Origin of the sequence: Cellvibrio polysaccharolyticus (assembly GCF_015182315.1) — a bacterium.
Taxonomy (GTDB): domain Bacteria; phylum Pseudomonadota; class Gammaproteobacteria; order Pseudomonadales; family Cellvibrionaceae; genus Cellvibrio; species Cellvibrio polysaccharolyticus.
On record NZ_PRDL01000001.1, the window covers coordinates 2,720,297 to 2,746,812 of the forward strand.

The 26,516-nt window shown below is 50.9% G+C and carries 26 protein-coding genes and 1 riboswitch; of the genes, 11 read left to right on the plus strand and 15 right to left on the minus strand.

Annotation, left to right across the window (positions count from 1 at the left end; all coding sequences use genetic code 11):
* Positions 1-52: 52 nt before the first annotated feature.
* On the plus strand, positions 53-961 hold the full coding sequence (locus C4F51_RS11645) for an AraC family transcriptional regulator (RefSeq protein WP_193909983.1): 909 nt from the start codon (positions 53-55) through the stop codon (positions 959-961).
* Between the two features lie 390 nt (positions 962-1,351).
* Here C4F51_RS11645 and C4F51_RS18185 read toward each other — a convergent pair whose 3' ends face one another.
* From C4F51_RS18185 to C4F51_RS11660, 3 genes are all read right to left on the minus strand, one after another.
* A complete protein-coding gene (locus C4F51_RS18185) occupies positions 1,352-1,729 on the minus strand; it encodes an alpha/beta hydrolase (protein ID WP_235992325.1) in 378 nt (125 codons plus the stop codon).
* A 14-nt stretch (positions 1,730-1,743) separates the two neighbouring features.
* On the minus strand, positions 1,744-2,799 hold the full coding sequence (locus C4F51_RS11655) for an NAD(P)-dependent alcohol dehydrogenase (protein ID WP_193909986.1): 1,056 nt from the start codon (positions 2,797-2,799) through the stop codon (positions 1,744-1,746).
* Positions 2,800-2,963: 164 nt separating this feature from the next.
* On the minus strand, positions 2,964-3,830 hold the full coding sequence (locus C4F51_RS11660) for a hypothetical protein (RefSeq protein WP_193909988.1): 867 nt from the start codon (positions 3,828-3,830) through the stop codon (positions 2,964-2,966).
* A gap of 118 nt (positions 3,831-3,948) precedes the next feature.
* On the opposite strand from C4F51_RS11660, the gene C4F51_RS11665 reads away from it, so the two are divergent.
* Entirely contained in the window at positions 3,949-4,881 is a 933-nt protein-coding gene (locus C4F51_RS11665; RefSeq protein ID WP_193909990.1) for an AraC family transcriptional regulator, read from the plus strand.
* A 106-nt stretch (positions 4,882-4,987) separates the two neighbouring features.
* Here the strand turns inward: C4F51_RS11665 and C4F51_RS11670 are convergent, their stop codons facing one another.
* The gene (locus tag C4F51_RS11670) at positions 4,988-5,716 is read right to left on the minus strand and encodes a GNAT family N-acetyltransferase (RefSeq protein ID WP_193909992.1); all 729 of its coding nucleotides are present in this window, start codon (positions 5,714-5,716) and stop codon (positions 4,988-4,990) included.
* 96 nt (positions 5,717-5,812) lie between these two features.
* Here C4F51_RS11670 and pdxR point away from each other — a divergent pair, with 96 nt between their 5' ends.
* A complete protein-coding gene (gene pdxR / locus C4F51_RS11675; protein ID WP_193909994.1) occupies positions 5,813-7,264 on the plus strand; it encodes a MocR-like pyridoxine biosynthesis transcription factor PdxR in 1,452 nt (483 codons plus the stop codon).
* A gap of 105 nt (positions 7,265-7,369) precedes the next feature.
* Positions 7,370-7,762, plus strand: a complete 393-nt coding sequence (locus C4F51_RS11680; protein WP_193909996.1) for a VF530 family protein — start codon at positions 7,370-7,372, stop codon at positions 7,760-7,762.
* A 107-nt stretch (positions 7,763-7,869) separates the two neighbouring features.
* Here the strand turns inward: C4F51_RS11680 and C4F51_RS11685 are convergent, their stop codons facing one another.
* The 5 genes from C4F51_RS11685 to guaB form a co-directional block, all read right to left on the minus strand.
* Positions 7,870-8,376 carry a YgjP-like metallopeptidase domain-containing protein gene (locus C4F51_RS11685; protein ID WP_193909998.1) on the minus strand — a complete coding sequence of 169 codons (507 nt, stop codon included), beginning with the start codon at positions 8,374-8,376 and terminating at the stop codon, positions 7,870-7,872.
* Between the two features lie 41 nt (positions 8,377-8,417).
* Complete coding sequence (locus C4F51_RS11690) at positions 8,418-8,924, minus strand: DUF3087 domain-containing protein (protein ID WP_193910000.1); 507 nt, start codon at positions 8,922-8,924, stop codon at positions 8,418-8,420.
* Positions 8,925-8,969: 45 nt separating this feature from the next.
* Entirely contained in the window at positions 8,970-9,332 is a 363-nt protein-coding gene (locus tag C4F51_RS11695) for a glutaredoxin family protein (protein ID WP_193910002.1), read from the minus strand.
* A gap of 179 nt (positions 9,333-9,511) precedes the next feature.
* Positions 9,512-11,089 carry a glutamine-hydrolyzing GMP synthase gene (gene guaA / locus C4F51_RS11700; RefSeq protein WP_193910004.1) on the minus strand — a complete coding sequence of 526 codons (1,578 nt, stop codon included), beginning with the start codon at positions 11,087-11,089 and terminating at the stop codon, positions 9,512-9,514.
* A gap of 106 nt (positions 11,090-11,195) precedes the next feature.
* A complete protein-coding gene (gene guaB, locus C4F51_RS11705) occupies positions 11,196-12,671 on the minus strand; it encodes an IMP dehydrogenase (RefSeq protein WP_193910005.1) in 1,476 nt (491 codons plus the stop codon).
* A 142-nt stretch (positions 12,672-12,813) separates the two neighbouring features.
* Here guaB and xseA point away from each other — a divergent pair, with 142 nt between their 5' ends.
* The 7 genes from xseA (at position 12,814) to clsB (ending at position 19,452) form a co-directional block, all read left to right on the plus strand.
* Entirely contained in the window at positions 12,814-14,175 is a 1,362-nt protein-coding gene (gene xseA, locus C4F51_RS11710) for an exodeoxyribonuclease VII large subunit (RefSeq protein ID WP_193912550.1), read from the plus strand.
* Between the two features lie 64 nt (positions 14,176-14,239).
* Positions 14,240-14,357: riboswitch (TPP riboswitch) on the plus strand.
* Positions 14,358-14,407: 50 nt separating this feature from the next.
* A complete protein-coding gene (locus C4F51_RS11715; RefSeq protein WP_193910007.1) occupies positions 14,408-15,520 on the plus strand; it encodes an FAD-dependent oxidoreductase in 1,113 nt (370 codons plus the stop codon).
* On the plus strand, positions 15,501-15,704 hold the full coding sequence (gene thiS, locus C4F51_RS11720; RefSeq protein WP_193910009.1) for a sulfur carrier protein ThiS: 204 nt from the start codon (positions 15,501-15,503) through the stop codon (positions 15,702-15,704). The genes C4F51_RS11715 and thiS overlap by 20 nt, the downstream gene beginning before the upstream one ends.
* Position 15,705: 1 nt before the next feature.
* A complete protein-coding gene (locus C4F51_RS11725; RefSeq protein WP_193910011.1) occupies positions 15,706-16,491 on the plus strand; it encodes a thiazole synthase in 786 nt (261 codons plus the stop codon).
* 382 nt (positions 16,492-16,873) lie between these two features.
* Entirely contained in the window at positions 16,874-17,287 is a 414-nt protein-coding gene (locus tag C4F51_RS11730) for a CBS domain-containing protein (RefSeq protein WP_193910013.1), read from the plus strand.
* Positions 17,288-17,470: 183 nt separating this feature from the next.
* Positions 17,471-18,265: an endonuclease/exonuclease/phosphatase family protein gene (locus C4F51_RS11735; protein ID WP_193910015.1), complete on the plus strand. Its 795-nt coding sequence runs from the start codon at positions 17,471-17,473 to the stop codon at positions 18,263-18,265.
* Entirely contained in the window at positions 18,214-19,452 is a 1,239-nt protein-coding gene (gene clsB, locus C4F51_RS11740) for a cardiolipin synthase ClsB (RefSeq protein WP_193910017.1), read from the plus strand. Before C4F51_RS11735 ends, clsB begins: the two co-directional genes overlap by 52 nt.
* On the opposite strand, the gene C4F51_RS11745 is transcribed toward clsB, so the two are convergent.
* The 6 genes from C4F51_RS11745 to ispG form a co-directional block, all read right to left on the minus strand.
* Positions 19,442-20,341 carry an AEC family transporter gene (locus C4F51_RS11745; protein ID WP_193910019.1) on the minus strand — a complete coding sequence of 300 codons (900 nt, stop codon included), beginning with the start codon at positions 20,339-20,341 and terminating at the stop codon, positions 19,442-19,444. The genes clsB and C4F51_RS11745 overlap by 11 nt on opposite strands.
* A 141-nt stretch (positions 20,342-20,482) precedes the next feature.
* On the minus strand, positions 20,483-21,880 hold the full coding sequence (gene der, locus C4F51_RS11750; RefSeq protein ID WP_193910021.1) for a ribosome biogenesis GTPase Der: 1,398 nt from the start codon (positions 21,878-21,880) through the stop codon (positions 20,483-20,485).
* A gap of 159 nt (positions 21,881-22,039) precedes the next feature.
* Positions 22,040-23,188, minus strand: a complete 1,149-nt coding sequence (gene bamB, locus C4F51_RS11755; protein WP_193910022.1) for an outer membrane protein assembly factor BamB — start codon at positions 23,186-23,188, stop codon at positions 22,040-22,042.
* A complete protein-coding gene (locus tag C4F51_RS11760) occupies positions 23,185-23,871 on the minus strand; it encodes a YfgM family protein (RefSeq protein WP_193910024.1) in 687 nt (228 codons plus the stop codon). Before C4F51_RS11760 ends, bamB begins: the two co-directional genes overlap by 4 nt.
* 150 nt (positions 23,872-24,021) lie before the next feature.
* Complete coding sequence (gene hisS, locus C4F51_RS11765) at positions 24,022-25,299, minus strand: histidine--tRNA ligase (RefSeq protein ID WP_193910026.1); 1,278 nt, start codon at positions 25,297-25,299, stop codon at positions 24,022-24,024.
* Positions 25,300-25,365: 66 nt separating this feature from the next.
* Positions 25,366-26,487, minus strand: a complete 1,122-nt coding sequence (gene ispG, locus C4F51_RS11770) for a flavodoxin-dependent (E)-4-hydroxy-3-methylbut-2-enyl-diphosphate synthase (RefSeq protein ID WP_193910028.1) — start codon at positions 26,485-26,487, stop codon at positions 25,366-25,368.
* Positions 26,488-26,516 lie beyond the last annotated feature (29 nt).

The following is a 26,516-nucleotide window of genomic DNA, read 5'->3' on the forward strand; positions in this document are numbered from 1 at the left end:
GATCATCTATTACATGGAGTATTAATTTCATAACCCATCGTCCGAGATTTTCATGCATCCATTTGATTCCGTCCTCAGCGCTATGCAAATCCGAAGCTCACTCTTCGTGCGCATGCAGGCCCATGCGCCGTGGGCCATATCATTCGATAGCGGCGCCCAGGCCCGGCTTGTCGTCATCGCCAAGGGGCGAGGTTGGTTTACCCACGCCGGGTATCCGCCCGTGGTCGTCCAGCAAGGCGATTGCCTCATCATCAAACAAGGGGTAATGGGTATTTTGGGTGATGCGCCGGATCGGGTTGCCGTGCCTTGCTGGCATATTGCCGACCATGTTACTGGCGAGGCCGTTTCCTTTGGCGGAGACGGTGAAGCCTGCGAGTTTTTCTCGACATTGTTCAGCTTTGACCACGCAGCAGGGGAACCCCTTTCAGCACTATTGCCGGATGTTGTGCAGGTCGCCATGCCGGAATCAGATGCAGGGAGAATGGTTTCAATACTGGAGCAGATCGGAATAGAAGAGGCGCATGAATCGCTGGGCGGCTCGTATGTTGTTGGCCGACTGCTTGATGTGTTGTTTATCCAGGCGATCAGAACCTGGGCAAGCGCCGAGGGCAATATGCCGGAAGGTTGGCTCGCCGGGCTGACACATCGCCAACTGTCGCAAACACTGCACCGAATCCACGCCGATCTTGCCCATCCGTGGACACTCGATCAACTGGCTCGCAGTGCAAGTATGTCGCGCTCCACCTTTGCTGCACTGTTCAAGTCGGTTGTCGGTATACCGCCTCTGACTTACATTGCGACCTGGCGCATTTATCAGGCAAAACTCATCCTTGCCTCCGGCCAATCAATCACCACGGCGGCAGAGCAAACGGGATATGGCAGTGACATCGCACTCAGCCGCGCGTTCAAGGTTGCAACCGGTATGTCACCGGGACAATGGCGGCGCGAGCAGACAATGTGAGGTCTGGACGACCAGCAAATTCCGATGCCACCCGCACAAACGCAACGAGCGATATCGAAAACACAGCGCCCCAGCTTTGCACTTACTTCAAGTTAGTACTGAAAAAGGCGGTTAACTTGTCGAAAGGGATGAGGCTCACGCGGTCGTAAAGATCCACGTGGCCAGCGCCTGGAATAATAAGCAATGGTTTGGGTTCGCCAGCAAGTCGGCAGGCCTTTTCGCTGAATTCTTTTGAATACGCAGCGTCCCCGGTAGCAAGTGGCGATGGCTTTCATGCGCGGATCAATTTTCGCCGCGCTGATGGCAAAACTTCCGCTACCGCAAATACCCAACACGCCGATTTGGTCGCGGTTAACCAAAGACTGGGGGCTTAAAAAATCCACTGCTGCACTAAAGGTCATCGCTGTAAATTTCAGGGGATACCAAATGACCGGGCTCACCGTCGCTCTCGCCCCAGAATGATAAATCTATCGACAAGGTAACGAAGCCTTGCTCGGCCAACTTTTGTGCGTAAAGATTGGAGCTTTGCTCTTTCACCGCTCCCATAGGATGGCCCACGATAATCGCAGGGCTTTTTGTATTTGCTTTGTGGTTTTTCGGAACGTAAAGGTTGCCCACCACCTTCATTTTATATTGATTATTGAAAGCGACCTTTTGCGTGGTCACTTTATCGCTTTGGAAGAAGTTATCCGCACCATTGGATAAGTCGGCACCCACTGCAGTAACTGAACTCGCCATAATTGCCAGCGCACAGAATATCTTTCTCATAAAAATCTCCTTGCTTAAGGGTTGCAAGCCAGAGTGGCGTTATCAATAACGAACCGGTACTTCACATCGCCTTTAACGAGGCGATCAAAGGCTTTATTAATTTCATCCGCGCGAATCAATTCGATATCCGCAAGGATATTGTGCTCGGCACAAAAATCCAGCATCTCCTGGGTTTCGGCGATACCGCCAATCATCGAACCACCAATCCAGCGGCGCTTCATAATCAAATTAAAAACATTGGGGGATGGATGCGGCGAAGCCGGTGCGCCCACCAGTGTTAATACTGCATCACGTTTGAGAAGAACCAGAAAAGCATCCAGATCATGCGGCGCTGCAACGGTATTTAAAATCAAATCGAAACTTTTTGCGTGCTGCTCCATCTCTGCAGAATTATTGGATACCACCACTTCATTGGCACCGAGTAATTTGGCTTCTTCGCGTTTTGCCTCAGTGGTCGTAAAGGCAACCACATAAGCCCCCAGTGCATGCGCCAGCTTGATACCAACGTGCCCTAACCCGCCAATACCCACGATGCCGATTTTTTTGCCAGGACCGGCATTCCAATGGCGCAAAGGTGAATAAGTGGTGATACCCGCGCAAAGCAGCGGCGCTACCGCAGCCAGTTCATTTTCGGAATGGCGAATACGCAATACATAACGTTGATGTACGACGATTTTTTGTGAGTAACCACCAAGCGTCCAGCCGGGGTTGTCTGGCGTGGGATAGTTATAAGTGCCGACCATGCCGTCGCAATAATTCTCCAAACCATCGTGGCACTCGTCACAATGTTTGCAGCTATCGACGATGCAACCTACACCAACCAGATCACCAGTTTTGAAACCGGAAACCTCTGCCCCTACAGCAGAAACCCGCCCGACAATTTCATGACCGGGCACGCAAGGAAATTGTGTGCCCTGCCACTCGGCACGAACCTGGTGCAGGTCGGAATGGCAAATACCGCAATAGGCGATATCAATTTGAACATCATGTGCGCCGGGTTCACGGCGGGTAATGCGCATAGGTTCAAGAGGTTTATCGCCCGCATGGGCACCGTAGGCATATACAAACATAGTGTTACCTTAATCCTGTAGCTGAGCCGAAAAAATGATTAGTCATTTTCCCGGTATCAATCATTCAATCGGTAGAGCATTTCTGTGGTTTTCTTGCCCGATCATATGGAGTTGTCAGTCAATTTCCCATTTGCCAGGTGACACAGCGTTTTAGATGAAGGCTGTTATTTTGTTACAGGCACTGGAGCTGAGTAACTGAATGCATTGTTGCTAACACCTGCATAAAAGGCTTTGCCTTGTTGCAAGGTCTTAAGCACGGAGTTATCGCCGGCATTCACCGTGAATGAAACAACTTCCGCTTCGTTGCCGGTGGCTAACCATGGAATTTCTGACTTGATAATTTTTCCGTCCGGTAATTGGCTGTAACTGTTGGCAAGCCCTTCACCTGCAAATGGTTTATCGGTTTTTATTTTCAATTCCAGTTTGAAGCCTTCCTGACCGTCTTTATCAAATACCGCCAGCGCCTCACTACCATCACGTTTCACCGACACATCTTTATCAATTACATAGGGATAATTGTAAAATCCGGTGAATCCTTGCAAGGCTGAGTTGTTATCCACCTTGCCCCACACGACCCAGTTACCGTCTTCAGCGGCATTATTTTCAACCCCTCTTACCTGAACGAAAAAGAAAGCCAGTGTGTAGTTGGCCACACCGTAAGCCTGGTCAGTGGTATACATCTCAATGCCGCCAATTACTTGGCCATTGGCATCACTTTTTACCGTTACGCCGTCAGGAAGCAGTTTTTGCACGTCGTCCGCTTTAAAATGGAAAAGTGTCATCATCGCAGCAGAGGTACGGGCTATATAAGGAGGTGCCGTAAGGTTAGCGGTAGCAGTATTTTCTGCCGCGTACACCACAGAGGGCGCGCCCGCGCAGAGCAGCATTACAAGGGCAAGGGATTTTCCAACGCTGGTAGTTAGAGGCTTTAAAATACAGCGAGGCAAGGTCTTTTGATCCATACAAAACGTCTCCAAAGAAAATTCAATGAACCTCATTTTCCGGAGGCATCCGCCAAACCGATAGATCATTCCTGTGGTTTTCTTGCCTGATTCTCTGCCAGTTCGTCCAAATGATAGACAGCCCTCAGGCCGGGCGAGTAGAGTTCTCTTCCACCATGAAATGACTACGCCCTCTGGAGAAGGCTCGATGGAAAGCCCCAAACCCGCACAGCATGACAAGCTGGTTCGCATCATTCAGGCCTTCACCAAAGACACCGGGGATTACGCCACACCTATTGCTGATCTGGGTTTGTACCGACGCAATGAACCTGCCCCGCCAAAAACCTGCATGGTTCCGCCCAGCATTGTGTTTATAGCCCAGGGTGCGAAGGAAATGTTGGTGGGCGGAGAAAGTTACCCCTACAGCCCATGGCGCTTCTTGCTCACCTCGGTAGACCTGCCCGCGAACTCTGCTGTGATAGAAGCCAGCCCGGAAAAGCCATGTCTGGGGTTTACCTATAAACTGGATTTGCGCGTACTGGCCGAGCTGGTTGCTCAGGGCGGCCTGCCCGCCATGCGTGAGCGAGCGGCTACCAAAAGTGTAGGGATTGGTACAGTAACGGAAAGTTTGCTTGACCCCTTTGAGCGGTTGCTGGGTTTATTGGAAGAACCGGACGCGATTCCAGTATTAAGCCCGTTGCTGCATCGGGAAATTCACTACCGGTTATTACTCAGCGACCAAACCGCCATGCTGCGGCAAATCGCCGCTATTGATTCCCAAGGCCATCGCGTTGCCAAAGCCATCGACTGGCTGAAATTGAATTACTCAACGTCTTTTCGGGTTGAAGAACTTGCCGCCCGCGTACAAATGAGCGCGCCCACCTTCCACCACCACTTTCGCCACCTCACCGCCATGAGCCCGCTGCAATATCAAAAGTGGTTACGACTCAGCGAAGCAAAACGCCTGATGCTCAACGAGCACCTCGACGCCGCCAGCGCCGCTTTTCATGTCGGCTACGAAAGCCCATCACAATTCAGCCGGGAATATGCACGGTTATTTGGTTCGCCACCGAAGCGGGATATTGCGAGCTTGCGGAGCCAGGCTGAAGAGTCGAGCGCCTCCACGCTTTTATCATCGTGATAATCACTACAAGAATGTTACGAAGGATGAACTTTTAATTCTAAAAAAATTATTCTTTTAGTTAAAAAATTAGCACAATAACGTTCGTCGATAAGGCCAAATGGATCTAATCCCCCATCAATAAACGCTCACGTGCAATAAAGTCGCTCAACTTATTAATCTGATGCCCCTCATCATTAAAATTCAGTGGCGACAGCCATTGGCTGTAAGCATTACGTAAACCCTGATATTCGCTATCAATAATGGAATACCAGGCGGTATCACGATTTCTTCCACGAGTAACAGCGGCTTGACGAAATATTCCCTCGAAGGTAAACCCGTAGCGTTGAGCTGCTGTTCGCGAGGGGGCATTCAGCGAATCGCATTTCCACTCAAAACGACGGTAGCCCAGGTCTTCAAAAACATATTTCAATAGAAGGAACATCGTTTCTGTGGAAAGGGATGTACGTTGCATGCGGGGTGAATACACTACATGGCCAACCTCAACAACCCCATTTTTCACATCAATACGCATTAAAGCGAAGGTACCTACCGCTTTACCAGTAACCAGATCGATTACGGCATAGTGCAAAGGGTCACTCGATTTCACGATAGTTCTTAAAAAATCCTGATAGCTATTCAGAGTGTCAAACGGACCGTAGGGAAGATACGTCCAGTGGCGCGCATCGGGCACACTCGGATAGGACTGGTAAAGATCCACAGCGTGACGATCCATATCAAGACGCTCTATCCTGCAAAGTTGGCCTGTAAGAGGTTGGCTGCCGGGCAATTCCGCCGCTTTCCAAGGAACAGCTTTGCCAACAGGCTGTTTAAACTGATTCAATTGCTCTGTCATATTCTTCACCCGCTCGCATCAAAGAAGATCTCAAATTAAACCACTTATGGCATGATAAAAAGATCCACAAGCCATCAATTTAATAGTGCCAGCCTCATGATTAATATCGGCCCCCTAGATGTCGAGACGAGTAAGCGCGTTTCCTTGCAAAAACAACTGATAAACCGGTTAAAACAAGCCATTCTGTCGGGGCGAATGCCAGCTGGCTCCCGGTTAGTCCCTTCCCGCTTACTGGCTACAGAGCTGGGAGTATCCCGAAATACCGTTATGCTGGCGTACGAGCATCTAATGGCAGAGGGCTATGTCACGGCTAATCGACAAGGCTCATGGGTAACCTCATTAATCATCCCGGCAGAACACTCGAACAAGACTCCAAAGATCGATTCAACACCCGTCCTTATGGCGCATCGTTTGCAATCTTTTAAAGAAATTCACTCTCAACCTGTCTCACATACAGCACTGTTGGCGCCGGGGATCCCGTCTCTTAAGGATTTCCCCTTAGCTGCATGGCGTCGTTCACTGGAGCGTGCGATAAAGCAAACAGGCACCAGCTCGCTGGCATACAAAGAAGCGCAGGGAGAGCCCTCTCTTCGCCAAGCTATCGCCATGCATTTGCACATTGCCCGCGGGGTACGTTGCGATGCTTCGCAGGTCATCATTACAGAAGGAGCAAGACATGCTTTGGAATTATGTGTCACCTTGATGACCAACGCCGGGGATAGTGTGTGGATAGAAAATCCCGGCTATCAAGGTGCCCGATCAGTTTTCAAAGCAAATGATTTGCGCATTGTGCCTATACCCGTGGATAACGCAGGGCTTGCCATTCCGGTGCGGGCCTGGCATAAACATTCTCCAAAGCTGATTTATACATCGCCCGCACATCAATATCCCACTGGAGCAGTCTTGTCAGTCTCCCGCAGGATGGAGCTGATTACTCGAGCCAAAGAATCCGGTACCTGGATTATCGAAGACGATTACGATGGGGATTTTCGACATGTGGGTGAGCCTATTGCCAGTATGCAGGGGTTAACAGAAGATGCCCCGGTTTTCTACATAGGTTCATTCAGCAAGACCATGTTTCCCACCTTGAGAATAGGCTTTCTTGTGCTGCCGAAGAACGTGATGCTTGAAGCTCAAAGCGTGCTTCCCGAGCTACTGCAAGGTGGAAATCAGCTCCAACAGCTCGCGCTTTCGGATTTCATAACCAGTGGCGAATTCGGACGTCATCTTGGGCGGATGAGGCGCCTTTATCGTGAACGCCGACACGTGCTAAATGAAGCCCTTGCAACGCATTTTCCACAAGAAAAAATCCTGGGCGGTAGCGCCGGAATGCATTTAACGCTAAAACTGCCGACAGGGTTGGATGATATGAAAATAGCCAAAATGGCGCACTCCAAAGGCATCGGAGTTCACGCACTTTCAGCGTTCTTTATGAAGCCAACACATTGCGATACCGGGCTTATTATTGGTTATGGAAATACTACTGCTGACAACATACCCCGAGCAGTCAATATCATTGCTCAACTACTGGGGACATACTCAAAATAATAAGGATGATTTATAGCATCAGTAAGTCAGCCTGAAAGAGGGTCGGATTTTTTACTAGCGAGATGTATAATGAAAAATAATTCCACCCTGGCAGCAGACCATCCCATGAGCGAAGACATCAACTTTAAAAACAACCCTTTACACGGGTTAAGCCTGGTAAAGTTATTAAACGAAATAGTCGATCATTATGGTTTTGAAATCCTCTACGCCTACCTCAATATTAACTGTTTTAAAACCAACCCCAGTATTGAGTCCAGCGTAAAATTTTTAAAAAAAACCGACTGGGCGAGAGAAAAAGTAGAAGGTTTTTATTTGTATCAATATAAAAGCTTGCCCAAAGCATCCGCGCAAGAATTTGAATATGCCCCCAGAGATCGCGTTATCCCTGAAGACGACAAACCAGGTGAACCAGCCGAGTTAAGTTTGGCCGATGCGGCACGACTCAAAGAAAAACGAGACAGAAAAACCGCCAGTTACGGCAGAGATAGAAGGCGCTAAAGCTTTCTGCGGTCATATTAGTTCAGTGACGGGAGCCCATCGCTATAGCCGGAAAAAGTTTAAAGCGCCATATGGAATTAGTTGGCCACAAAGGTTAAACCCGTTGCTTACGAGTAAAGATCTCCGTAAAGATCCAGATAAGTTAAATACAGACGCAGGTCGAACTCGTACTGGTGGTATTGCGGCTCCATATGTCGGCATAGCTGATAGAAGCTTTTGTTGTGCTCTTTTTCTCGAAAGTGGGCAAGTTCATGGGTCGTTATCATTTTTAGAAAAGCTTCCGGCCCATTCTTGAATACGCTTGCGATTTTGATCTCATTGACGGTTTTGGTTTTGTTGCCGTGGGCTTTGGTGATGTAATGATGTTGCCCCAGGGCGTGCTGAATAACTTTTATCTTTGAGTCATAGGTAACGCGGCTTAATGGCTGGGATTTCCCCAGAAACCTGCTTTTAAGATCCATGGTGTAATCATAGAGTTGCTTGTCAGTGCGAACCGCATGAGGCGTGGGATAGCGGCTCAAAATAATTTCGCCCAACCTTCCATCATCAAGTATTTTTTGGACTTGTTGGATAGTTTCCGTTTGGTAGCCAACAAGGTATTTAAGTTGATTCATAGGGGCTTCCCGGACTGCTGTAAGCCCAGTGATAGAAGGTGTTAAAAGGCAGCTAATATTTTCTCGTCGTAATCTGCTACCGTCAAGGTTACGTCGAATTGTTCTGCCAGGCGATCAAGCTCAAGTTGCTTGATCGCCAACTCATCCAGAGTGAGGGTATTGTCGTCCAGCTGCCACAAAAAACGCGAACCGGCATAACTGTATTGCATCGCCAACAAGGCATCTCTATTACCCTCAAGCGCGGCTTTCTCGAGCTTTGGCATTTTGCGGGTTATCTTATTCAACGCCTGCTTCAACTCCCAAACATAGGTAACCTCACGCATAAAATCGTGACGACGATACTTATTGAGCAGCCAACCGACAGTAAAGGCACTCACTACCACACCCAACAAATTCCAATGAAAATGGCTGCCACTTTCATCGGGGAAAAGCGCAATCAACGTTTGCGACACAGCCAAACTGCTTACTGCCAAGAAAGCGGCACAGCTAATAAACACTATTTTCAAGTGTTTTTGATAACGCGCCTTATCAATATCAATGAGCTGCATAAAATTCCGGATGAAGAGTTGAAGGTATTGTGTACGAAGCGCGGCTTAGCCGAACCGCGCATTTAAAAATTGAATAATATCGTTAGATTCATAAAGCCACTTCACCTCACCGCCCTCCTCAATACGCAAGCAAGGCACCATGACACGACCGCCTTGTGCGATTAATTCATCACGATATACCGTATTTTTAATATCTCTGATCTCAATATTGACATTCAACCGATGTATAGCACGGCGAGTTTTCACACAAAAAGGACACGCATAACGCTGATACAACGCCAAACCTTCCGTTTTAGCCTGCGCATCCGCCTGCTCAGCCGCAGCACGTTTCATTGGCTTTGGATTGGTAAGCCAGCTTACAAACACAATAACCAAGCCCAAGCCGTTTCTTACTGCTTTTACTACCATATGAATAACTACCTGTTGAAATTGGAAATGCGGGCTTTACAAGTAAGCGTTAGTATCTGATTGATAGTTGCACTACTTCCGCTGCCAAACATGGCCCAACAAAGAAATAAAAAAGCCCTTGAAAACAAGGGCTTTTCGTATGATTTTCTATTCATCACCTGGAATTACCAGATGCACAATCACTCCCACTCAATCGTAGCCGGCGGCTTGCTGGACACGTCATACGCAACGCGCGAGATGCCGCTGATTTCGTTGATGATGCGGTTGGAGACTTTTTCCAGCAGGTCGTATGGCAGGTGCGCCCAGCGGGCGGTCATGAAGTCGATGGTTTCTACAGCGCGCAGGGAAACTACCCACTCATAACGGCGGCCATCGCCTACTACACCAACGGATTTAACCGGCAGGAATACAACAAACGCCTGGCTGGTTTTGTGGTACCAGTCGGCAGCGTGTAATTCTTCGAGGAAGATGGCATCGGCTTCGCGCAGAATATCGGCGTATTCTTTTTTCACTTCACCGAGAATGCGCACGCCCAAACCGGGGCCGGGGAATGGGTGACGGTATACCATGTCGTATGGCAGGCCGAGTTCCAGACCAATTGCGCGCACTTCGTCTTTAAATAATTCGCGCAGCGGTTCAACCAGTTTGAACGCCATATCTTCCGGCAAACCGCCCACGTTGTGGTGCGATTTAATGACATGTGCTTTACCGGTTTTTCCAGCAGCCGATTCAATAACGTCCGGGTAAATGGTGCCTTGTGCCAACCATTTTACGTCTTTCAGTTTGGTGGCTTCTGCATCGAACACATCGATAAAGGTATTACCGATAATTTTACGTTTTTTCTCCGGGTCGCTTTCGCCTTTCAGGTTGCCGAGAAAAAGTTCTTCTGCATCGGCACGAATGACACGCACGCCCATGTTGTCAGCGAACATTTTCATCACCTGGTCGCCTTCGTTTTTGCGCAACAAACCGTTGTCTACAAATACGCAGGTAAGCTGGTCGCCAATGGCGCGGTGCAAGAGTGCAGCAACTACTGAGGAGTCTACACCGCCGGACAGGCCAAGCAGCACTTTGTCGGTACCCACTTGCTCTTGCACTTTTTTGATGGCGTCTTCAACAATCGCGGCTGGCGTCCACAGCGGTTCGCAACCGCACAATTGCAGTACGAAGTGCTCAACAATGCGCTTGCCTTGCAGCGTGTGGGTTACTTCCGGGTGGAATTGCACACCGTAGAATTTTTTCGCTTCGTTATACATACCGGCGATAGCACAAGACGGCGTGGAAGCCATCAATTCAAAACCTTCCGGCATTACAGTTACTTTGTCACCGTGGCTCATCCATACGTCCAGCAATGCGCTGCCGTCGGTGTCCAGATGGTCTTTGATGTCGTGCAGCAGCGAGGCCTGGCCTTCTACTTTGATTTGCGCGTAGCCAAATTCACGAATGTTGGAAGATTCCACCATGCCGCCCATTTGCATCGCCATGGTTTGCATGCCGTAGCAAATACCCAAAACCGGCACGCCGAGATCAAACACAACTTGCGGTGCACGCGGTGAACCGGCTTCGGTGGTAGATTCGGGGCCGCCCGCGAGAATAATACCGCTGGGGTTGTATTCGCGAATTTCGGCTTCGTCCATATCGAAGGCGCGGATTTCCGAGAAGACGCCAATTTCGCGCACACGGCGGGCGATCAATTGGGTGTATTGCGATCCGAAGTCGAGGATCAAAATGCGTTGCGCGTGAATGTCTTGAGTCATGCTGGTTCCTGCGGTCGGAAACGATAAAAAAGAAAAACAGAAGGAAACGCTGTAAAAGAAAAACTCGGGCAAGCCCGAGTTCATCAACAGTCATTCAAATAACGGCTTATGCACCACTAATCGGGTAGTTCGGCGCTTCTTTGGTAATTTGCACATCATGCACGTGGCTTTCGCCCATACCGGCTGACGTTACCCGCACAAATTGCGGTTTGGTGCGCATTACTTCGAGATCGCTGCTGCCGGTGTAGCCCATGGCAGAACGCAAACCGCCCATCATTTGATGCACGATAGCCGTGAGAGAACCTTTGTAAGGTACGCGACCTTCGATACCTTCCGGCACCAGTTTCTCGGCACCCTGGCTGGCGTCCTGGAAGTAACGGTCACTGGAACCCTGGGTTTGCGCCATAGCGCCCAGTGAACCCATACCACGGTAGGCTTTGTAAGTGCGGCCCTGGAAAAGCTCAACTTCGCCCGGCGCTTCTTCAGTACCGGCAAACATGGAACCCATCATTACCGCACTGGCACCGGCCACGATCGCTTTGGCGATGTCACCGGAATAGCGAATACCACCATCGGCAATCACCGGAACACCGCTGCCTTGCAAAGCAGCCACGACATTGGCAATGGCGCTGACTTGCGGAACACCGACACCACTGACGATACGGGTAGTACAAATAGAACCTGGACCAATACCCACTTTCACACCGTCAGCACCGGCTTCAACCAGCGCTTTGGCAGCGTCGCCAGTGGCGATGTTGCCGCCGATAACCTGCACTTCGGGATATTTGGTTTTGATGCTGCGCACGCGATCCAGTACGTTTTTGGAGTGGCCGTGGGCGGTGTCAACCACCAGCACGTCTACACCGGCTTCAATCAATGCCGCCACGCGGTCATCGGTGTCGGCGCTGGTGCCCACGCTGGCGCCTACGCGTAAACGACCTTCAGGGTCTTTACAGGCATTGGGGTATTTTTCAGCTTTGTTCATGTCTTTAACGGTAATCAGGCCACGCAGCTCGAATTTATCGTTAACGACCAGAATTTTTTCAATGCGGTGCTTGTGCAGCAGGCTCTGCACTTCTTTGGTAGCAGCGCCTTCTTTAACGGTAACCAGCTGGTCTTTCGGGGTCATGATGCTGGAAACCAGCGCATCCAGATTGGATTCAAAACGCACGTCACGACCGGTTACGATACCAACCAGGTCGCCTTTATCCAGCACCGGTACACCGGAGATATTGTGTTTGCGGGTCAGCGCAATAAGATCGCGGATAGTAGCGCCAGACTCGATAGTAATCGGGTCTTTCACCACACCGGCTTCGAATTTTTTAACCAGACGCACCTGATGCGCCTGCTGCTCAATGGGCATGCTCTTATGGATAATACCGATACCACCTTCCTGGGCAATAGCAATTGCCAGGCGGGCTTCGGTTACTGTGTCCATGGCTGCCGAAATCAGCGGGATGTTCAACTGAATGGCTTTGGTGAGGCGGGTTTTCAGTGACACATCCTTAGGCGTGACATCGGAATACCCCGGCACCAGCAGAACATCATCAAATGTGAGGGCTTCTTCGGCAATGCGCAACATATCAACCTCGTTCCAGAGCGTAAGGAAACGCGGAATTATAACGACTTACGCGGTTTCGGTAAATAAATGATATCTCTCACGATCATTAAATCACGCTATGACAGCACTGGATAAATACCGGTTTTACCGTAAAATCGCCTGCATGAATATCAACGACCTTCCCGAACCCGACCGCAATATCCTCTCTGTCAGCCAGCTGAACCGCAAGGCGAGGCAGTTGCTGGAAACCCATATGTCACTTTTATGGGTGGAGGGCGAGCTGTCCAACGTCTCACTGCCCTCGTCCGGCCATTGGTATTTCACCCTGAAAGATGACCAGGCCCAGGTGCGCTGCGCGATGTTCCGCAACCGCAATATGCTGGTGCGCTTTCGCCCGCAACAAGGCCAGCATGTGCGCCTGCGGGCAAAAGTCAGCTTGTACGAAGGCCGTGGCGACTATCAGCTGATTGCCGAGCATATGGAAGAAGCCGGTACCGGCGCTTTGCAACGCGCCTACGAAGAGCTGAAAAACCGTTTGGCCGCCGAAGGTTTGTTTGATCAAGCGGTGAAAAAACCCCTGCCCACCCTGCCGCGCCATATCGGTGTGATTACCTCTGCCACCGGCGCAGCGGTGCGGGACGTACTGAGCGTATTGAATCGCCGCTTTCCGTCCATACCGGTCACCATCCTGCCCGTGCCCGTACAAGGCAAAGAGGCGGCACCGCAAATTGTGCGCGCCATTGACCTTGCCAACCGCAGCGGTTTGTTTGACGTGCTGCTGTTAACCCGTGGCGGTGGATCGCTGGAAGACCTCTGGCCGTTTAACGAAGAAATGGTCGCCCGTGCTATTTATGCCAGTGCCATGCCGATTGTTAGCGCGGTGGGCCACGAAGTGGATTTCACCATCGCTGATTTTGTCGCGGATTTGCGCGCGCCAACGCCCTCCGTAGCGGCAGAGCTGATGACGCCGGACGGTGATAAGTGGCTGGAAAACTTTATCCAGTACGAATTTGCCCTTGAAGAAATACTGACGCGCAAGATTGAACACAACCGCCAAAAACTGGCCTGGTTACGCAGCCGCTTGCGCCATCCCGGTGAACGCCTGCAGCAGCAATCGCAACGGCTGGACAGCCTTGAGATACGCCTGAAACACCGCATCCAACATCAACTGCACGATGCCCGTCATCGCCTGCAGGCGCTGGTGCTTCGCCAGCAACCCCTGCACCCGCGACTTGCCTTGCAAACAGCGCAAAACCGCTTGCAGGATGCCCGGCAACAACTGCAGCAATCCATGACCCGCCAACTGGAACAACGCCAACAATCGCTGGCAAGCCATATACGCGTGCTGCAAACCGTCAGCCCGTTGAATACATTAGAGCGCGGCTACGCGGTGGTGCAGGATGCCGACGGCAATATTTTGCGTGACAGCGCCCAAACCAAACCGGGCGATGTGGTAACTGCGTCATTAGGCAAGGGAAAACTGGTGTGCGAGGTTCAGCAAAGCCTTGCCGAGCGCAGTATCTGACCCGCTTTTGAGGGGTTAACCCCTTCGGGGGAATTGCAAGCCCATGCCTCAATCAGTATATTGGCCGCTCTTGTCGGGGCGCCTTGGTACTGGTTGAGTATTCGGAGGCTGAGATCGGTACGGCCGAACCCGTAGAACCTGATCAGGTTAGCGCCTGCGGAGGGAACAAGGCATCCCTCCCTTTGTGTGCCAGCCTGTCTTTCCGCCAACTCCGTTGCTACGAGGCACACCTGTGTCACACGATTCCAATAAGCTGATCGCAATCGCCGGTGGCGGTTTGCTGGGGCGGTTACTGGCCTGGCAATTATTGCGCAAAGGCTTTGCTGTTCACCTCTACGAAGCCGGTGCATTTACCCCCTCTCCCGCCGCAGCGTTTACCGCCGCCGGGATGATTTCTCCTTACAGCGAAGCGGTGGTATCCGATTATTCGGTGTACCGCATGGGCCTGTTCGCGCTCGACCAATGGCAACAATGGGTTGCCGATTTGCAGCGCTCACCGGAACAACCGCCGTTATTTCATCGCCAGGGCAGTCTGGTTGTCGCCCACCCGCAAGACGTTAGCGAGCTGCAACAATTTCAGCATGAACTGCGCCATATTCTGCCCGGTGAAGGGGGTTATCGTACAGTTAACGGTGCTGATATCCGTCAGCTGGAACCCGATTTACAGCCCGGCTTTCAACAGGGTTTATTACTGGAAAATGAAGGCCATCTGGATAATCGCGGCTTGCTGGATCAACTGTTCGCCGACATTCAGGCGCTCGGCGGCCAATGCTTTGAGTTCACGCCGGTGCTGCATGTAAAACCGCATACGCTGGTGCTGGAGCACGAAGAGAAAAATTACCCGCTGGTAATTGATTGTCGCGGCCTGGGCGCGCGCAGCGAATGGCCTGAATTACGTGGCGTGCGCGGCGAAACGCTGCATGTACAAACCCGTGAAATCCAATTGCAACGGCCAGTGCGCCTGATGCACCCGCGCTATCAACTCTACATTGTGCCCAAGCCGAATCACCGTTTTATGATCGGCGCCACACAAATAGAAAGTGAAGATCGCACACCGATCAGTTTGCAGTCATCGTTGGAGTTGAGCAGTGCGCTCTATACCTTGTCACCGGCCTTTGCCGAAGCCCGCATTGTAGAAACCGGTGTAAATTTACGCCCGGCCTTTATGAACAACATGCCGCGCGTGGTCGTCAACGACGGCATCATTACCGCTAACGGTTTATTCCGCCACGGTTATTTGCTGGCACCGGCGGTGGTTTGTAATGTTATGGCCGCCATTCTTAATACAGCCGATGCCCCTTTTAATTCTTATTTGCGCAGCGCTTATGATCACACTCAGCCTTAATAATGAAAAAGTTTCGCTGGAACCGGAAACGCCACTCAGCCTCGCGCTGGAACAGTGGGGTTTTGGTGAAGGTAACGTAGCCGTTGCCATCAACGGTGAATTTGTCCCCCGCTCCCGCTATGCCGAACAACGGTTGGTCGATAACGATGAGGTGGATGTTGTCAAACCGGTAGGAGGTGGTTGATATGAGCGATGAATTAACACTGTATGGTAAATCTTTTTCCAGCCGCTTTTTGCTGGGCACTGCACTTTATGCATCACCGCAAATTATGCGCGATGCCATTACCGCATCGCGTTGCGACATTGTAACCCTGGGACTGCGGCGCCAGAACCCGGCCAACCGCGATGGCGATGCGATCTGGCAATATATTCAACAAAGCGGTTGCACCTTGCTGCCCAACACCGCCGGTTGCCGCTCGGTAAAAGAAGCAGTAACCCTGGCAGAAATGTCGCGGGAATTGTTTGACACCGATTGGATAAAACTGGAAGTGGTCGGCGACGATTACAACCTGCAACCCGATCCTTTCGGGCTGGTAGAAGCCGCCGATATTCTGATTAAAAAAGGTTTTGCGGTATTACCCTATTGCACTGACGATTTGATTCTTTGCAAGCGGTTGCTGGATGTGGGTTGTCAGGTGATTATGCCGTGGGGCTCACCCATTGGTACCGGCCAGGGATTACTGAATCGCTACAACCTGCGCACGCTGCGCGAACGTCTTCCGGACACGCCGATGATTATCGACGCCGGCCTTGGCGCACCGTCGCAAGCGACCGAAGCCATGGAGATGGGGTTCGATGGTATTTTGCTGAACACTGCGGTAGCAAAAGCAATTAATCCGCCGTTAATGGCTGAAGCATTTGCCGATGGAATTGATGCAGGCCGCAAAGCCTTTCGCGCTGGCCTGATGCAAAAACGCCAAACCGCCAGCCCCAGCACACCCACCATTGGCCAGCCATTCTGGCACCAGTAATTCTGTTTATATTCTCGCGGCTCTTCGGAGCCGTTTGAATGTATTGCAGCCTCAAACGAACCGCTTGAACCCGCCTGTAGTCTTTACTGCTTTGCCTTTTGAGTACGGCGGTTTCAATGGTCTGCCTTTTAAATTTTTTAATGCCTTTCTGTTAACTGCCTTTCTTTTAGCTGCCTTTCTGTTAACCGCCGTTTTGTTAAGTGGCTTCTGTTACACTTTCTTTTAACTGCTTTTGCTTTTAACCACGCCCTCACTTTTAATCAAAGCTTCTTAAAAAATTATTGCCTGTGAACCAATCGGCAAACAGCGGCTTATTAAGGAACCACAGCAACCGGCCCCAGTCGGAATTTCTGCAAGCACACACTTTCAACTGGAGGCAACGATGAAAATTCGCGATCTTATGACGCAGAAAGTTAAAACGATTTCTCCCGAAGAAACCATTCAGCAAGCGGCTCATTTAATGGCCAGTCTGGACACAGGTGCACTATTGGTCAACGAAGATGATCGGCTGGTAGGTATGATTACCGACCGGGACATTACCGTTCGCGCCGTGGCAAAAGACTTACCCAATGACACGCCTGTCGGCAGAATCATGAGCACAGAAATTCACTATTGCTTTGAGGATGAAGACATTATGCACGTGGCAGAAAATATGGCCGGCATACAAATGCGCCGCCTGCCGGTACTCAACCGCGATAAACGTCTGGTCGGGGTGGTTTCCTTGGGCAATATCGCCCGCGGCCAAAACCAGCGCGCCAGTGCCACCCTGCTGCAAGGTGTAGCACAAGCACACTAACCCCAACGCTTGAATTCCCCGCTATGAACCGCAAGGACGCGGAGCCCAACATGATGCACGTCAAGTTTCCAGGAGGTTCACTTGCAATTGCCGCGAAAAACACCATAGTTATCTTACCCATTTCCATACAAACTCAATCAATATCCGGCAGGCCATAAAGCCGGATCAGGGAGCAGTTTGAGAATGACTTTAGCGATTCATGCCAATGAACTGGACACCCCGGTTCCCGACCAACCCGCTGTTCATACGCTCCGCCTACTGACTCTCAACACCCACAAGGGTTTTACATCGTTTAACCGTAAATTTATTTTGCCCGAGCTGCGCGAAGCGGTGCGGGAGCTATCTACCGACATTGTATTTTTGCAGGAAGTGCTGGGCACTCATAAACGGCATGCCTCCCGTCATGCCAACTGGCCGGAGACCCCGCAATACGAATTTCTTGCCGATAGTATGTGGACGCAATATTCCTATGGCCGCAATGCGGTTTACCCGCATGGTGACCATGGCAATGCCCTGCTGTCGAAATACCCGATTATCAGCTACCAGAACCTGGATGTTTCTATCGGAAAAATTGAACAGCGCGGGCTGTTGCATTCCATATTACGTGTGCCCGGCCAACGCGAATTGCACGCAATTTGTTGCCACCTCGGGCTGCGCGAATCTCACCGCCGCCAGCAATTGAAATTGTTATGTGAATTACTGCAAAGCATTCCGGAAAATGACCCGGTGATTGTCGCCGGTGACTTTAATGACTGGCGACGCAACGCCGATGACATCCTCGCCAGTTGCGGTATGGAAGAAGCTTTTGTCAGTTGTACCGGCGCACCGGCGCGCAGCTTTCCGGCGCGCTGGCCCTTTTTATGTCTTGATCGTGTTTACCTGCGCAATGCAACCGCCCATAACCCTAAAGTGCTAAGTGACAAACCATGGTCTCATCTTTCCGATCACGCACCGCTGGCCGTAGAAATTCGGCTGTAAAACCTCATTGGCGGGATAACAACCGGGTGAGCCTGCTGGTCAACGGCGACGAATTTTTTCCTCGGGTTTTTGAGGCGATAAGGCACGCACAAAAAGAAGTGATTATTGAAACTTTTATTTTGTGGGAAGACAAAGTCGGCAAGGAATTACAAACCGCACTCATTGATGCAGCACAGCGCGGGGTACGCGTAGACTTTACCGTAGATGATTTCGGCACCATGGATTTGAGTACCGCGTTTGTCGAAAACATGATAGCCGCCGGAGTACATTTTCATCTGTTTGACCCTACCCCGAATTTGATGGGGGTACGCCTGAATATGTTTCGCCGGTTGCACCGCAAACTGGTTGTAATAGATGGCAAGCTGGCTTTTGTGGGCGGCATAAATTATTGCGCCGACCAACTCAGCGATTATGGCCCCATGGCAAAACAGGATTACACCGTCGAAGTGGAAGGGCCAGTGGTCGCTGACATTCACAAGGCCTGCATTGATTTGTTGCAGCAAGGTTTGCAGCAGGATAATACGCGGCCAGAGGTGACGCCCGTTACCGAAGCCTGCGGCGATATGCAGGCATTGCTGGCACTGCGCGACAACCAACGTCATCGCCGCAGTATTGAAGATCATTATTTGAGTGTTATCCGAAATTCAAAGCAGCGCTTGTTTATTGCCAACGCCTATTTTTTACCGGGTTATCATTTGCTGCGCGCCTTACGTAACGCGGCCCAACGCGGCGTTAAAGTAACCCTGGTCATTCAAGGCCAACCCGATATGCCCTGGGTGACCATGTGTTCACGTTTGTTGTACGGTTATTTAATGCGCGCCGGTGTAACAATTTACGAATATTGCCAGCGCCCCTTGCACGGAAAAATCGCCGTGGCAGACGACCAATGGGTCACCGTTGGCTCCAGCAACCTTGATCCCTTGAGTTTGTCACTCAACCTTGAAGCCAATTTGATGATCAATAACCGGGAATTTAATGAAACGGTTTATCAGCATTTAACCGATCTGGTGGAGTCGCATTGCAAACCGGTGAATATGAAAACCACCCGGCGCGGCTACTGGTGGCGAGCACCATTGATCGTGATCGCTTTTCACTTTTTGCGCTACTTTCCAAAAATGGCCGGCTGGTTGCCCGCTCATACACTGGCGATTAAAACCGTGGGCAAAACTGCTCAGGTCAAGGAGTAAGCAGCAATCGCCACATCCAGACGGTGAGCAGCGAAGCCAGCAAACTGTAACCGGTCAATGCCGATGCCAGCCGTGGTGCCAGGTTGTGGCTCATGGCCAACACCGCAGCCGAGATCATTGCGGGCATGGCTGCCTCCAGCACAATGACATTAGCGACCAATCCGCTTAAGCCCATGGCTTTAATCACCACCAACGCCACCGCAGGCGTTACCACCAGCATCAATACCAGTCCGATCAGCATCGGCGACAAGTATTCCCTGTCCAGGCGCATGCGCCATTGCAAACCCACCGCCACCATAACAACCGGCACCAGGCTGGCCGCAACCCGGTCCAGCGAGGTTTCCAGCCACTCCGGGTAAGTCCACAGCGACAGCGGAAAAGCCAGCATTAAAATAATAAAAGGCGGAAACGTAAAAATAGATTTTGCCAATTTGGCGGGCGAGATATTTCCACTGGAATAATTCACCGCCATCATTACACCGATGGTATTCAAGGCGAGAAAAGTACCCAGCTGATCATAAAGAATCGCGTAAGGAATAGCCTGGCTGCCAAGGTGCGCTTCAATCAAAGGGATGCCGACAAAACCGGTATTGCCCAGCGTAACAGTGAGCATCAAAACGCCGGTAATGCTGCGTGACCATCCCGCCAAACGGGCAATAAACCAGGTGATGGCCGCACTGAAAGCCATCAGGCCCCACGCAAAAAAGACCGGCAACAATGCCTCGGCATTCATCTGCAAGCGTGGAATTTCTGCCAGCACTAACGCAGGCAAAGCCACATAAATAACGTACATGTTCAGCGAAACAGAGGCGTCTTCCGGCATGCGCCGCACCCGCTGCAACGCCAGCCCGACAATAAGGCAGAGAATAATAAGTGCCAGGTTATTCATTAGGACCAACTCAAAAAAATAAACGGTTTAAAAACAAAACAGGACTTCGCTTCGCAGCGAAATCCTGTTGTTGTAGCTATATTCCTGAGTGATCAACCTGCTGCCTGAAAGGTAGCAACCTTGAACATTCGGAACCGATTATTATTTTTTGTATTTTGCAGAGTGTGCTTCGAGGCGTTTTTTTCTCGACAACTCACGGGAAGTCAATTTACTTTTCTTGCCCGAGTAAGGGTTATCGCTGGTTCTGAATTCAATACGAATCGGCGTACCGTGCAAATCGAGCACGCGGCGATAGGTTTTTTCCAGATACTTGACGTAGTGCCCCGGCACTTCACTGGTTTGGTTACCGTGAATAACAATAATCGGCGGGTTGTGACCACCCGGGTGCGCGTAACGCAATTTGATACGACGGCCGGAAACAATCGGCGGCTGGTGCTCGCGCACCGCGTCTTGCAACACACGGGTCAGGTAATTGGTAGAGAATTTATCCGTCGCGGAACGGTAGGCGTTCTCGATAGATTTATACAAATGCCCTACGCCGGTACCGTGCATGGCAGAAATAAAGTGGATATCGGCGAAGTCTACGAAACGCAGACGGCGCTCCAATTCGCTTTTCACATATTGTTTGTGGGAATCGTCCAGACCGTCCCATTTGTTGAGCGCAATCACCAGTGCGCGACCGGCTTCAATAGCCGTGCCCATCAAGTGCAGATCCTGCTCAACCACGCCTTCGCTGGCGTCCATTACCAGGATAACCACGTTGGCGTCATTGATCGCCTGCATGGTTTTTACGATGGAGAATTTCTCTACCATCAAATCCATATTTTTACGGCGTCTTACACCGGCGGTGTCAATCAGCGTGTAAGGTTTGTCGTGGCGCTCGTAATTGATATAAACGCTGTCACGGGTGGTGCCCGGCTCGTCGTATACCACAACGCGGTCTTCACCCAGCAAGCGGTTAACCAGCGTGGATTTACCCACATTCGGGCGCCCGACGACGGCGATTTTAATACCGCTGGCAACTTCTGCCTGTTCGTCTTCGAGGTTTTCAGGTATTTCACCCAAAATATCTTCCATCATGGATTTAACGCCACGACCATGGGTTGCGGTGGTGGCAAAAATCTCGCCCAAACCCAACTCATAGAAAGGTGCCAGCGCTATGTCCGGGTCCATACCATCAATTTTGTTAGCAACCAGAAAGGTTTTCTTGTTGTTAACGCGCAAGTGTTTGGCGATGGTGTAATCGGCATGGTCCAGGCCGGCACGGCTGTCCACGATGAACAAGACAATATCGGCCTCTTCGATCGCCTGTAGCGATTGCCCGGCCATCATGCTGTCAATGCCTTCTTCCTCGCCACTGATACCACCGGTATCAATCACAATAAAACGGCGATTATCCATCGTACCCTCACCGTATTTACGGTCGCGGGTCAGGCCTGGGTAGTTGGCCACAAGCGCGTCGCGGGAGCGGGTCAAACGATTAAAAAGGGTAGATTTGCCAACATTGGGTCGGCCAACCAGAGCAATTACAGGAATCATAGTCGCGGTATCACACAGGGAGTCAAACAGCAGAATTTCGTTTCAGGTGCGCATAATAGCTGACGGGACGAATTCTATACAGGAAATAATTAAATCGAGGGGCAAAGCGCAGAAAAAGCAGCAGAGCCGCTCCCGCAGGAACGGCCCCCATAAAGCCTGTTAATCAGCAGAAACGGAGAAGGCTGTCAGCTTGCCACGGTTGCCAAGCACGTACAGAACGTCACCATCAGTTTGCATTTGGGCGTAAACGCCTTTTTTGTCTACTTTGCGACGAGCCACAAATTCACCGGTGCTCTGATCAACAAAGTGCACAAACCCTTTGTAGTCACTGACGGCAACATAACCATCAATTGTTTGCGGCGAATTCAGTACACGACGCAGCAGTTGTTCGTTTTCCCAGCGCAGTTCACCGGTGGTTGCATCGTAAGATGCCAGTTTACCACCAGCGGTAGACAGGAACAGGTTGTTGCCGGCAAGCGCCAGGTTTTCACTGGTGGAGGCATCCTGCGCCCAGATGCTGCTACCGGTGCCACGCGCTACCGCGCTGACTTTACCCTGATAGGAAGCCACATAGAGCGTACCGTCGCGAAGAATCGGATTGGCACGAATATCAACCATACGATCCAACTCCGAACGACCTTGCGGCAACGCCAGACGCTGCTCCCACAAAATGGAACCGTTGTCCGGGTTAAATGCCATCAGACGACCATTGGAAAAACCGGCATAAATCGCATTGCTGGTAACGATCGGCGCTGGCGTACCGCGCAGGGTCAATACCGGCGGCGGGTTTTCATAAAACCACAATTCTTCGCCATCTTTTGCATTCAATGCATAAATACGGCCGTTCATGGTTTGAACACCCACCACTTCACCGTTGGTGGCCGGGGCAGCCAGAATCTCGCCATTCAATTGCTTGCGCCACAGCTCGCTTCCGCCTTCCTGGGACAACGCAATGACTTCACCATTGGCGGTAGCGACCAGCAACATGCCTTCATCGCTGCTAATACCGGCGCTGATGGAAGCGCGCAATTTCTTATCCCAGAGCTTTTTACCGTTGGTACGGTCCAGCGCATTCACCAGACCTTTGTGGTCAACGGTGTAGATAACATCGCCATTGATGGATGGCGTAAGACGAGTGAAACCATCACCCTGCCCTGCACCCACACCACGGCTCCATACTTTTTTTACCTTTACTGTCTCGTCAAACTTGACCAGCTCCATAGGTTCATTGCCGGTCTTTTTTCCAAAAATAGAACAACCGGACAAAAAAATCGCGCCGATCAGCACGATCCAGTTCAGGTATCTCATTGAGCATTCTCCGCGGAAGCTGACGCCGCTGGCGCCAGCTTGAGATCATCAAGTTTCAACTGCAACAGCATGCTACGTTCCTGCTGTTGCACATCGTTATCAGCCAGAGCCTGCTCATAGGAAGCACGAGCGGCATTGACATCACCACGCGCACTGAAAATATCACCTTGCACTTCTGCGTATTCGGATTTGAAAGCTTCAGCCGGGTTACCCAGCAGTTTTTCTGCCTCATCCAACTGGCTGTTGGCGATCAACACCCGAGCCAGACGCAAACGTGCAACTTGTTCAGTCGCTGCAGCGGGTTTGTTATCCAAAACCCATTTTAGTTCCGTAGCAGCCTGCTCAAGATTGCCTTCTTCTACCGCCAGACGGGCCAAAAAGAGTGCTGCGTTGTGCGCATAAAGGCCTGAACCACCGGATTTAAGCTGGTTAGCCAACTGGTTTACGCTGGAGCGCTTTTCCGCATCCAGGGTTTGGCCCGGCTGTACGCTGACCGCCTGCAAGAGTTGTTCGTACACCACAGATGCCTGTTCAGCTTTCTGTTGTTGGTTTTTCTTCCACTCGGTAATACCAAAATAGGTAGCAACGGCAACAACAATGGCAATAACAATCAGTTTTCCGTAATCCCGCCACCAGCGCTTTAATGTTTCTAATTGTTCTTCTTCGGTTAAATGTACGCTCACAATCCGCTCCTGTAGAGATCAAAATTTCGCCAGCGTTGGCAATTCGTTATTAATAATCAACCCGGCGTTCAGCATCAACCGGGTTAACCGTGCGGCATCACAGATGCCTGTATTCTTCCGCCCACTCATGACGAGTGGCAGAATGCAGGGTCAATCCATTGATTGTAAAAACTCGATGGCTTCTGCCTGCGTCAGCGTTTGCTGCGGTTCGTCAAGGCGCAAATATTTCACAACCACGGTACCGGATGCAACTTCATCTTCTGCCAGAATCAACGCTACATCAGCACCGCTTTTGTCCGCTTTCTTCATCTGGCTCTTGATGCTGCCGCCGCCACAATGCGTTAATACCCGCAAAAAGGGAAGCTCGTCACGCAGTTTTTCTGCGTACTGTACCGCTGCCTGACGCACACTGGCTTCACCCGCTGCAATCAGGTATATGTCCGCCTGCTGGTCAAGCCCCTCAGGCACTTGTTGCAGCTCTTGCAGCAACAATACGATACGTTCAAGGCCGATACCAAAACCTACCGCCGGACAGGATTTACCACCCAGCTGCTCGACCAGACCGTCATAACGACCACCGGCACAAACGGTTGCCTGGGCACCCAGCTTGTCGGTTACCCATTCAAAGGCGGTTTTGCCGTAATAATCGAGGCCACGCACCAGACGCGAATTCACCTGAAAGGCAATACCGGCGGCGCTGAGCAGTTGTTGCAGTTCTTCAAAATGGGCTTTGGAGGCAGCGTCAAGGTAATCCAGCAGCACCGGAGCACCATCCAGCAACGCCTGAGTGTCAGCATTTTTGCTGTCGAGAATACGCAACGGATTGGTTTCCAGACGGCGCTTGCTGTCTTCGTCCAGGCGGTCGTGATGCTGCTGCAAATAAGCCACCAGCGCCTCTTTAAAAGCGGCGCGTGACGGCGCATCGCCCAGGGAATTGATTTGCAGGGTTACTGATTCGCTAATACCCAGCTCGCGCAGAATACGGGAACTGATCAGCAAAATTTCTGCATCAATGTCCGGACCTTCCATACCGAAGGTTTCAACACCGATTTGATGGAATTGACGGTAGCGACCTTTTTGCGGACGCTCATGGCGAAACATCGGGCCGAGATACCACAGACGCTGGGTCTGGTTGTACAACAAACCATGTTCTTCGCACGCACGCACACAACAGGCGGTACCTTCGGGGCGCAAAGTCAGGCTGTCGCCGTTGCGATCTTCAAAGGTGTACATTTCCTTTTCAACGATATCGGTCACTTCACCGATAGAGCGTTTGAAAAGTTCGGTCGATTCAACAATAGGGAAACGAATTTCCTGATAGCCATAGCGGTGCAAAATATCAGTCGCTACCGACTCAACGTATTGCCACAGTGCCGAATCGCCCGGCAATAAATCGTTCATGCCGCGAACGGCCTGGATTTTTTTCAAAAGTTTTTCCCCAAAAACAAGCGCGGTTAATATTGCTTTTTATGCCGCGACAGCGGTCATGCAAGATTAACCACGCACAATAATATTTTTTTCTTCTTCCGCGAGACGGGCTTCTTTTTGTGCCGCTTTTTCGCGAATAAGACGCTCAAGGTTATCCACCAGAGAGTCATTACCCAATTTATGATTGGGTTGACCATCAATGTAAATCAGATTGGGCGTACCGCCGGCAAGCCCCAGGTCAGCTTCTTTCGCTTCACCCGGGCCGTTGACCACACAACCGATCACCGCCACGTCGAGTGGCACGGTGATGTCTTCTACCCGTACTTCCAGCTCGTTCATGGTTTTAATCACATCAAAATTCTGACGCGAGCAACTCGGGCAGGCGATAAAATTTACGCCCTTGCTGCGCAATTTCAGGCTGCGCAGCAAATCCCAACCTACGCGAATTTCTTCTACCGGATCTGCCGCCAGCGAAATGCGGATGGTATCGCCGATGCCGTCCATCAATAAAGCGCCGAGCCCCACCGCAGATTTCACGGTACCAGAACGCAAACCACCGGCTTCGGTAATACCCAAATGCAACGGCTGCTCGATTAAAGCAGCCAGTTTGCGATAGGCCTCTACCGCCATAAAAACATCCGATGCTTTTACGCTGACTTTGAAATTTTTGAAATTTAATTGATCAAGAATTTCAACATGACGCAAGGCGGATTCCACCAGCGCGTCCGGCGTCGGCTCACCGTATTTTTTTTGCAAATCTTTTTCCAGCGAACCGGCATTCACCCCGATACGAATGGGGATATTCAGATCACTGGCTTTGTCGATCACCGCGCGAATTCGCTTTTCACGACCAATATTACCCGGATTAATACGCAGACAATCCACACCGAGATCCGCTACCCGCAGGGCAATGCGATAATCGAAATGAATATCTGCCACCAACGGGATGGTGACGCGTTTTCTGATTTCGCCGAAAGCTTCGGCAGCTTCCATGGTCGGCACCGAAACGCGAACAATATCTGCACCGGCATTTTGAATGCGGGTGATTTGTTCAACCGTTGCCAATACGTCGGTTGTTTCTGTATTGGTCATACTTTGCACCGCAATCGGGGCATCGCCACCGACAGGCACATTGCCTACCATTATCTGACGCGACTTACGACGCTTGATGGGAGACGCGCAATGCATATTTACACCTTAAATTAACAACATGATCC

Bases quoted from the DNA above. Each gene is read 5' to 3' on its own strand.
- C4F51_RS11645 (WP_193909983.1), top strand. From the start codon at position 53: ATGCATCCATTTGATTCCGTCCTCAGCGCTATGCAAATCCGAAGCTCA.
- C4F51_RS18185 (WP_235992325.1), bottom strand. From the start codon at position 1,729: ATGAGAAAGATATTCTGTGCGCTGGCAATTATGGCGAGTTCAGTTACT.
- C4F51_RS11655 (WP_193909986.1), bottom strand. From the start codon at position 2,799: ATGTTTGTATATGCCTACGGTGCCCATGCGGGCGATAAACCTCTTGAA.
- C4F51_RS11660 (WP_193909988.1), bottom strand. From the start codon at position 3,830: ATGATCTATCGGTTTGGCGGATGCCTCCGGAAAATGAGGTTCATTGAA.
- C4F51_RS11665 (WP_193909990.1), top strand. From the start codon at position 3,949: ATGGAAAGCCCCAAACCCGCACAGCATGACAAGCTGGTTCGCATCATT.
- C4F51_RS11670 (WP_193909992.1), bottom strand. From the start codon at position 5,716: ATGACAGAGCAATTGAATCAGTTTAAACAGCCTGTTGGCAAAGCTGTT.
- pdxR (WP_193909994.1), top strand. From the start codon at position 5,813: ATGATTAATATCGGCCCCCTAGATGTCGAGACGAGTAAGCGCGTTTCC.
- C4F51_RS11680 (WP_193909996.1), top strand. From the start codon at position 7,370: ATGAGCGAAGACATCAACTTTAAAAACAACCCTTTACACGGGTTAAGC.
- C4F51_RS11685 (WP_193909998.1), bottom strand. From the start codon at position 8,376: ATGAATCAACTTAAATACCTTGTTGGCTACCAAACGGAAACTATCCAA.
- C4F51_RS11690 (WP_193910000.1), bottom strand. From the start codon at position 8,924: ATGCAGCTCATTGATATTGATAAGGCGCGTTATCAAAAACACTTGAAA.
- C4F51_RS11695 (WP_193910002.1), bottom strand. From the start codon at position 9,332: ATGGTAGTAAAAGCAGTAAGAAACGGCTTGGGCTTGGTTATTGTGTTT.
- guaA (WP_193910004.1), bottom strand. From the start codon at position 11,089: ATGACTCAAGACATTCACGCGCAACGCATTTTGATCCTCGACTTCGGA.
- guaB (WP_193910005.1), bottom strand. From the start codon at position 12,671: ATGTTGCGCATTGCCGAAGAAGCCCTCACATTTGATGATGTTCTGCTG.
- xseA (WP_193912550.1), top strand. From the start codon at position 12,814: ATGAATATCAACGACCTTCCCGAACCCGACCGCAATATCCTCTCTGTC.
- thiS (WP_193910009.1), top strand. From the start codon at position 15,501: ATGATCACACTCAGCCTTAATAATGAAAAAGTTTCGCTGGAACCGGAA.
- C4F51_RS11725 (WP_193910011.1), top strand. From the start codon at position 15,706: ATGAGCGATGAATTAACACTGTATGGTAAATCTTTTTCCAGCCGCTTT.
- C4F51_RS11730 (WP_193910013.1), top strand. From the start codon at position 16,874: ATGAAAATTCGCGATCTTATGACGCAGAAAGTTAAAACGATTTCTCCC.
- C4F51_RS11735 (WP_193910015.1), top strand. From the start codon at position 17,471: ATGACTTTAGCGATTCATGCCAATGAACTGGACACCCCGGTTCCCGAC.
- clsB (WP_193910017.1), top strand. From the start codon at position 18,214: ATGGTCTCATCTTTCCGATCACGCACCGCTGGCCGTAGAAATTCGGCT.
- C4F51_RS11745 (WP_193910019.1), bottom strand. From the start codon at position 20,341: ATGAATAACCTGGCACTTATTATTCTCTGCCTTATTGTCGGGCTGGCG.
- der (WP_193910021.1), bottom strand. From the start codon at position 21,880: ATGATTCCTGTAATTGCTCTGGTTGGCCGACCCAATGTTGGCAAATCT.
- bamB (WP_193910022.1), bottom strand. From the start codon at position 23,188: ATGAGATACCTGAACTGGATCGTGCTGATCGGCGCGATTTTTTTGTCC.
- ispG (WP_193910028.1), bottom strand. From the start codon at position 26,487: ATGCATTGCGCGTCTCCCATCAAGCGTCGTAAGTCGCGTCAGATAATG.